Origin of the sequence: Heliobacterium mobile (assembly GCF_009720735.1) — a bacterium.
Classification (GTDB): Bacteria; Bacillota; Desulfitobacteriia; order Heliobacteriales; family Heliobacteriaceae; genus Heliobacterium; species Heliobacterium mobile.
Genome location: NZ_WNKU01000034.1, coordinates 24,646 through 32,241, shown reverse-complemented (window position 1 = coordinate 32,241; position 7,596 = coordinate 24,646). Strand labels below are relative to the sequence as shown.

The following is a 7,596-nucleotide window of genomic DNA, read 5'->3' as shown; positions in this document are numbered from 1 at the left end:
GTAGCTATGTCGGGAGCGGATAAGCGCTGAAAGCATCTAAGCGCGAAACCGACCCAAAGATGAGACTTCCCACTACGCAAGTAGGTAAGACCCCAGGAAGATGACCTGGTTGATCGGCCCGAGATGTACACGCTGTGAGGCGTTCAGTCGACGGGTACGAATCGGTCGAGGACTTGACCTTACTTAAGCTTTACAATGTGAACTCTGTGTGGTTTTGAATGAACAGAGCATATCTTCAAACCAAAGACTATCCTTTATGATTGGGTAGTCTTTTTTCCATTTAAAATCGGGCTGGTTTTCTCTGAAAACCAGCCTCTAACATTTACACCTTTTATAGCTTTACCCTTTGGGGTTCACTGATTTTTCTCGCTTGACTAAACTTTAGAAATAAGATAGTGACGACCCGCCATACCCTGCAGTAAAATAATAACTAGCAAGAGAAAGGAAAACCGAACGATCTGATATTGACAGAATATTTGAAATAGAGTTAATATTAGAGTGCTTAGTTACTAAAGCGATAGAACGAAGATCAAAGTCGCTCAATGAAGTTGATGGATGCGATGTAGTGACAAGGACATCATGCCTAAAGGGGGAATGATCTTAGGAACTAAAATAATGAATGAGGTCTCATTCAAAATAATTGAGAACCTTCTTACCAAAAGCAGAAGGGAGCATAACTATTGAAAAAGGTCTTGGGAATAGTTGTCTCTAAACGACAGTTAGGAAACAGTGAACTTTTGCTCAAAGAAATCATGGACAATGTGCCTGAGCCTTGTTGTAAAGAATTGATTCGCCTGCCTGATTGTCGCATTGAACCTTGCAGTGGCTGCTACCGTTGTTTGAAAAGAGGGAAAGAATGCCCGATTAAAGATGACTTCTCTTTTGTTCTCGATAAACTTACGGAAGCGGACGCTGTACTATTTGGAGTACCAGTTTATTTTTTCGGTCCTCATGGATCGTTAAAATTATTGACTGACCGAATGCTCGGTGTACAAAACATTATCGAAAAAACTCGCCAAAAACCATGTATCGTCGTCATCCCCTATGGAGTCAACCATTGGGAAGGATACGCTAAGACAGCTGCTTTGGTTCTACCAAGGGTATTGGAAATGAAGTTAATCGATTGCTGGACCGTACGGGCAGCTTTACCGGGAGAGTGTTTTGATGAGGCCGGCCATCTTCGCTACGCGAGAGATTTAGGTAAAAAACTCTTTGTAGCCGATGAATATGAGAAGGAACAAAGTGAATGTCCAAATTGTGGTTCGGACTTATTTCGACGGTGTAAGGATGGCGGGATTGAATGTCCATTATGTGGAGCAAGACAGGTATCTACACTGGGACAATATAAGCCAGTCATTACGCACCAAAACCGATTATCGACAGAAGCCCTCTACCACCATTTTCGGCATTGGCTAATCTCTATGGTAGAAAGATACATAGACGAAAGGACTCGGTTGAGTACAGTACAACGACCGTACATGAATAAGGCATGGTGGATAAGACCTTCGGAAAGAACGAGGGATCACTTCGAAGAATGATCTTCGATATATTGAGGTGAAGCCGGATGACCATTCCGATTCGGCACGGACCGTCCCATTCCGATTCAGAAATAAGTTGGAAGAATAGCTATCCACCAGAGGTCCCTTTACACATGGAATACCGAAAAATAACCATATCGCGATTGTTGCAAGAAACGAGTGAAAAATACCCCCATCATCGTGCTATCTCATTTATGGGATTTCGAATGACATACCGTGAATTATGGAATGATGTATGCCGTTTTGCCAACGCCTTGGTCCACATGGGAGTAAAACCGGGCGACGCAATATGTATCATGTTACCTAATTGTCCGCAAACCGTTACCGCCTTTTACGGTGCACTGCTAGCCGGTGCTGTCGTCGTCATGACGAATCCCCTATATGTGGAACGGGAACTTCAATACCAATTGCAAGATTCAGGTGCAAAAGTGATCATCGTTTTGGATCTACTTGACCAGCGAGTGATGAGAGCGATTGAACAAACCAAGATTGAGCAAGTCGTATTCACAGGTATTCAGGATTATCTAGTGTTCCCAAAGAACCTTATCTATTCCGTTAAAATGCATCTGCAAGGGAAAAAGCCGGCCATAACTTACAACAGTAAGGTTCATCGATGGAAAGAAATTTTGGAAAAAGGTTCAATCGAAGCATATCATCCATCGACAAACGTTGATGATGTAGCTTTACTCCAATATACCGGGGGGACAACGGGAACACCAAAAGGAGTGATGCTGTCTCATTGGAACATCAACGCAAACACCCAACAGCTCGTAGCATGGTTTTACAAGTGTGAATTCGGAAATGAACGCATTCTTTGTGTATTGCCATTCTTCCATGTCTATGGCTTGACGATTGGTATGAATCTAGCCGTTGCGGTCGGTGCAGAAATGATTTTACTTCCTCGTTTTGACGGTGATAAAATTTTACAAACGATCGACCGAGAGCGGCCAACAATGTTTCCAGGTACACCGACAATGTATATCTCGATTATTAATCATCCAAAAGTTAGTCACTATGACCTATCCTCCGTTAAAGCCTGTCTTAGTGGGGCAGCTGGGTTGCCTGTAGAGGTTCAGCAGAGTTTTGAAAAACTGACGGGGGGGCGATTGGTGGAAGGATACGGATTGACGGAAGCTTCCCCAGTGACCCACTGTATCCCCATATGGCATAAACGAAAATCAGGCAGCATTGGTCTGCCGCTTCCGGATACGGAAGTGAAGATCATCGACCTCGAAACAGGAGAGCCGATCATTGACGGGCGAGTGGGAGAATTGATCGTCAAGGGACCTCAAGTGATGAAAGGATACTGGAATCGCCCCGATGAAACCAAAGAAGTGCTGCGAGACGGTTGGCTTTACACAGGGGATCTCTCTCTTATGGACGATGAAGGTTTTTTTTATATCGTCGATCGAAAAAAAGATCTTATCATCGCCGGTGGCTACAATATTTATCCACGAGAAGTCGAGGAAGTTCTATATGAACATCCAAGCATACAAGAAGCCGTCGTATTGGGCGTACCTGACCCCTATCGTGGAGAAACAGTCAAAGCCTATATCGTGCTCAAAGAAGGAAAGCAACCCAGTCTCGACGAGATCGAAGTCTATTGCCGAAGTAAACTAGCCAGTTATAAAATCCCTCGTACTATCGAGTTTCGAACGGAACTACCGAAGACGATTTCCGGAAAAATATTGCGTCGGCGATTACTCGAAGAAGGAAACGAGGCTGCAGCATCGAAAGCATAATATTCGCAATATTAAAACAGAAAGGCTTGAAGAATTTTGGCAGGGACGCGTCAACGCAATAAAGATAAATTGCCAGTGATCATTGATGCAGCGAAAGCAGTTTTTGCGCGAAACGGCTTTTACAATTCACAGATCTCGAAGATAGCCAAACAGGCAGGAGTCGCTGATGGTACGATTTACTTGTATTTTCGCAACAAAGAAGAAATCCTAGTTCGCCTTTTTGAACATCAAGTAGGAAGTTACATCTTATCTTTGAAAGAACAACTGAAACAGCTCGATGACGCAAGACAACGGCTGAGCTATATCGTCGATCAACACCTACAAATATTAGAGGAAGACCCAGACCTGGCAAGGGTATTTCAACTCGAACTAAGGCAACCGATCGCTGAAATCCGCAAAGGAATCGCTCCAATTTTACATCAATATTTTCAAATCATTGAGGACACCGTTTGCCTAGGTCAACAGCAGGGATACTTTGATTCCGAACTATCGGCAAAACTGATTCGAAAAATAATTTTTGGAAGTATCGATGAGGTAGCCACTTCCTGGGTATTCAGTCAGAAAAACTATTCCTTAACTTCGCAAGCAGCCCAGTTGATTCGTGTAATCTTTAGAGGAATATCAAAGTGAAATATTTTTCCTCAAAAATGAATGAGGCTTCATTCATGGAATACGTGGGGAGAAGTGTTTGTATAGGAGGGGTATGATGATCCCGTCGATTCAAAAAGTTGTTGTTCTTGGGGCAGGTGTCATGGGTTCTGCCATAGCAGCCCACTTGGCCAATGTCGGTCGGGAGGTGCTGCTACTGGACATCGTTCCCAAAGAAATGACAGCAGAGGAAATCAAGCAAGGCTTGACCCTGCAAAGTAAGCCGGTGCGAAATCGTATCGCCGCTCAGGCAAAAGCGAATCTGCTGAAGCAAAAGCCGTCGCCTTGCTATCTGGCAGACGTGATCGAGCGGATTGAAATAGGTAACCTGGAAGACGATCTTTCTCGTATCGCTGAGGCCGATTGGGTCATCGAAGCCGTCGTAGAAAAGTTGGAAGTGAAGAAAAATCTGTGGAAACAAGTCGAACCTTATTGGCGGCCGGGAACGATTGTCAGTTCAAACACCTCCGGAGTGTCGATCAATAGAATGGTTGAAGAATGCACTCCCGAGTTTCGGCGTTACTTTATGGGAACCCATTTCTTTAACCCGCCTCGGTATATGAGACTACTGGAGATCATTTCTTGCCGGGAAACGGACAAAAATCTCATCGCTTTCATGAAGCATTTTTGTGAGAAACATCTGGGCAAAGGAGTCGTCATCGCTAAAGATACTCCGAATTTTATCGCCAACCGCATCGGCACCTACGGGCTGCTGATCACATTGCAAGCGATGGAGAAGTATGGACTCACCGTAGATGAAGTGGACGCCTTGACCGGACCCGTCATCGGACGTCCCAAAAGCGCCACTTTTCGGACCTTAGATATAGTCGGTCTTGACATTTTCGTTCACGTGGCAAGCAACGTTTATCACACGACGACAGACCCCGAAGAAAAGAACGTTTTTGCCACACCGGAACCGCTCCTAAAAATGTTGAATCAAGGATGGTTAGGCGATAAGAGCGGCCAAGGGTTCTATCGCAAAGACAAAGGGCCCAAAGGCACAGATATTTTGGCGCTGGATCTGCAAAGCCTTACGTACAAACCAAGAAAAAAAATCTCCTTTGCCTCCCTTGAGATGGCTAAAACGGGCCGGGGAACGGCAGAGAAAATTAAAAGACTCATCGGAGGCAATGATAAGGCTGCTCAATTCAGCTGGGAGATCCTGAAAAAAGTGCTCCTTTATTCAGCGAATATACTCTCCCAGATCGCCGATGACATTGTCAGTGTCGATGAAGCGATGAGATGGGGCTTTAATTGGACACTCGGCCCCTTTGAGGCCTGGGATGCCATTGGGTTAAAGGAAAGCGTCGAAAGAATGAGGAATGAAGGGGAAGTCATCCCCCAGTGGGTGGAGCAAATCATCGCTGACGGCAAAAGTCGTTTCTATGATGAAAGCGGCCTTAAACGTTTCTATGTACGCCTGTCAGGAGAAATGGCGGAAATGGAAAGTCAGGCGGAACGTATTCGAGTCGCCGATCTGAGAAAAAAACAACCTATTCGTTCCAATGCCGGAGGCTCTCTTTATGATATGGGTGACGATGTAGCCTTTTTAGAATTTCACTCGCCCAAATACGCCATTGGGCCCGATTTCCTGCAGATACTCCGGTGGAGCATTGAAGAAGCAGAACGTAATTATAAGGGACTGGTTATCGGGAATGATGGGACGAATTATTGTGTTGGCGCCAACCTGATGCTGATCCTAATGGAAGCAGAAGATGAAAACTGGGATGAGCTTGACTTTATGGTCCGGCAGTTCCAGCAGACAGCCATGGCTATCAAGCGAAGCCGGCGTCCTGTCGTCGTCGCTCCTCATGGCCTAACCTTAGGCGGCGGTTGTGAGCTGACTCTTCCGGCAGCGGCGATACAGCCGAATGCTGAGACCTATATCGGCTTAGTGGAAGCTGGTGTCGGGCTCATTCCAGGCGGCAGCGGGCATAAAGAAATGCTGTTGCGAGCCATGGACGAGGCGGCTGTCAGCGAAAAAGATGACCTGCAGCCGATCGTAAACCGGGTCTTTGAGACGATCGCCATGGCTAAAGTATCTATTAGCGCCATGGAAGCACAGCGACTTGGCTTCTTCCGTCGGAGTGATGCCATTACGGCCAATAGCGATTTCCAACTCTACGATGCGAAGCAGAAAGCCCTGGCCTTATGGAACCAAGGATATGCGCCGCCTACGGCACGGAAGATTCCCGTCGTTGGGGAAAGCGGCTTAGCCTTGATGAAGCTTGGGATTTATTCGCTCCGACAAGCCGGCCGTATCAGCGATCATGATGCCAAAATCGCGAGTAAGATCGCTTATGTCTTAAGCGGAGGAGCGGTCCCTGCAAAAAGTCTGGTTACCGAGCAGCACTTATTAGACCTAGAGCGAGAAGCCTTCCTTAATTTAGTTGGCGAACCGAAGAGTCAGGAACGAATGCGCCACATGTTGGCTAAAGGAAAACCGCTTCGTAACTGAGTGATTGGAGGACGATAAGATGAGAGAAGCAGTCATCGTTAGTGCCGTACGAACTCCCGTTGGCAAAGCGCCGAAAGGTACCCTGAAAGATGTGCGGCCGGAAGATATGGCTGCACTCGCTGTCAGGGAAGCCTTAGAGAGAGCTAAGGCGATTGGGCCGGAACAAGTTGAAGATATTGTCATGGGTTGTGCGTTCCCCGAAGCAGAGCAGGGTATGAACCTAGGGCGCATTGTAGCGCAGCGTGCGAACTTGCCCCATAGTGTCTGTGGAATGACTGTTAACCGGTTCTGCTCGTCAGGGCTGCAGACGATCGCTATGGCAGCGGAACGGATTATGGCCGGTTTTGCAGAAGTGATGATCGCAGGCGGCGTAGAGAGTATGAGCATGATCCCGATGGGAGGCAATAAAATTGCGCCCAATCCATACCTCATGGAGAACATGCCCGAAGCGTACATCGCGATGGGGATTACTGCAGAAAACGTAGCGTCCCGTTTTGGCATCAGCCGGGAAGAACAAGATCTGTTTGCCCTCAGCAGTCATCAAAAAGCGGCAAAGGCGCAAGCGGAAGAACGCTTCGCCGAAGAAATCATACCGGTCATGTTCAAAAAACGATGGTTCAACGAAGAAGGGAAGTTACAAGAGCAGGACGAGGAATTCAACAAGGATGAAGGAGTCCGTCCAGATACGACGTTAGAGGCGTTGAGTAAACTGCGCCCTGCTTTTCGGGAAAAAGGGACGGTGACGGCAGGTAATTCTTCGCAGATGAGTGACGGGGCTTCGGCTGTAGTCATTACATCGCGAGAAAAAGCGGAACAGTTGCAACTCCCTGTACTCGGATCTTTTCGAGCCTTTGCAGTAGGCGGTGTACCGGCTGATATTATGGGAATCGGCCCCATTGAGGCCATCCCCAAAGCACTGAAGCTAGCCGGCATTCGACAGGACGAAGTCGATCTCTTTGAGATCAACGAAGCTTTTGCAGCACAGGCGATTTACGTAATCAATCACTTAGGGATAGACCCGAAACGAGTCAATGTCAATGGCGGTGCCATCGCCTTAGGTCATCCACTCGGATGCACCGGAGCAAAGTTGACCACATCGCTCTTACATGAAATAAAGCGGCGCCGAGGGCGCTATGGTGTCGTCTCCATGTGTATCGGCGGAGGCATGGGCGCAGCCGCTGTATTCGAAAGATTCGAATAATTGCAATAA

At 46.9% G+C, this 7,596-nt stretch carries 5 protein-coding genes and 1 rRNA gene; all 6 read left to right on the top strand.

Annotated elements, in window-relative coordinates; genetic code table 11:
- Positions 1 to 181: ribosomal RNA gene (locus tag GJ688_RS17640) — 23S ribosomal RNA — on the top strand; the annotation flags it as partial.
- A gap of 499 nt (positions 182 to 680) precedes the next feature.
- A complete protein-coding gene (locus GJ688_RS17635) occupies positions 681 to 1,538 on the top strand; it encodes a flavodoxin family protein (RefSeq protein ID WP_155477840.1) in 858 nt (285 codons plus the stop codon).
- A gap of 26 nt (positions 1,539 to 1,564) precedes the next feature.
- Complete coding sequence (locus GJ688_RS17630) at positions 1,565 to 3,280, top strand: long-chain-fatty-acid--CoA ligase (protein WP_155477839.1); 1,716 nt, start codon at positions 1,565 to 1,567, stop codon at positions 3,278 to 3,280.
- A gap of 36 nt (positions 3,281 to 3,316) precedes the next feature.
- Positions 3,317 to 3,910 (top strand): TetR/AcrR family transcriptional regulator, encoded by a 594-nt coding sequence (locus tag GJ688_RS17625; protein ID WP_155477838.1) that lies wholly within the window; start codon positions 3,317 to 3,319, stop codon positions 3,908 to 3,910.
- Positions 3,911 to 3,986: 76 nt separating this feature from the next.
- Positions 3,987 to 6,386: a 3-hydroxyacyl-CoA dehydrogenase/enoyl-CoA hydratase family protein gene (locus GJ688_RS17620; protein ID WP_155477837.1), complete on the top strand. Its 2,400-nt coding sequence runs from the start codon at positions 3,987 to 3,989 to the stop codon at positions 6,384 to 6,386.
- Positions 6,387 to 6,405: 19 nt separating this feature from the next.
- On the top strand, positions 6,406 to 7,587 hold the full coding sequence (locus tag GJ688_RS17615) for an acetyl-CoA C-acyltransferase (RefSeq protein WP_155477836.1): 1,182 nt from the start codon (positions 6,406 to 6,408) through the stop codon (positions 7,585 to 7,587).
- Positions 7,588 to 7,596: the final 9 nt, after the last annotated feature.

Bases quoted from the DNA above. Each gene is read 5' to 3' on its own strand.
- GJ688_RS17615 (WP_155477836.1), top strand. From the start codon at position 6,406: ATGAGAGAAGCAGTCATCGTTAGTGCCGTACGAACTCCCGTTGGCAAA.
- GJ688_RS17630 (WP_155477839.1), top strand. From the start codon at position 1,565: ATGACCATTCCGATTCGGCACGGACCGTCCCATTCCGATTCAGAAATA.
- GJ688_RS17620 (WP_155477837.1), top strand. From the start codon at position 3,987: ATGATCCCGTCGATTCAAAAAGTTGTTGTTCTTGGGGCAGGTGTCATG.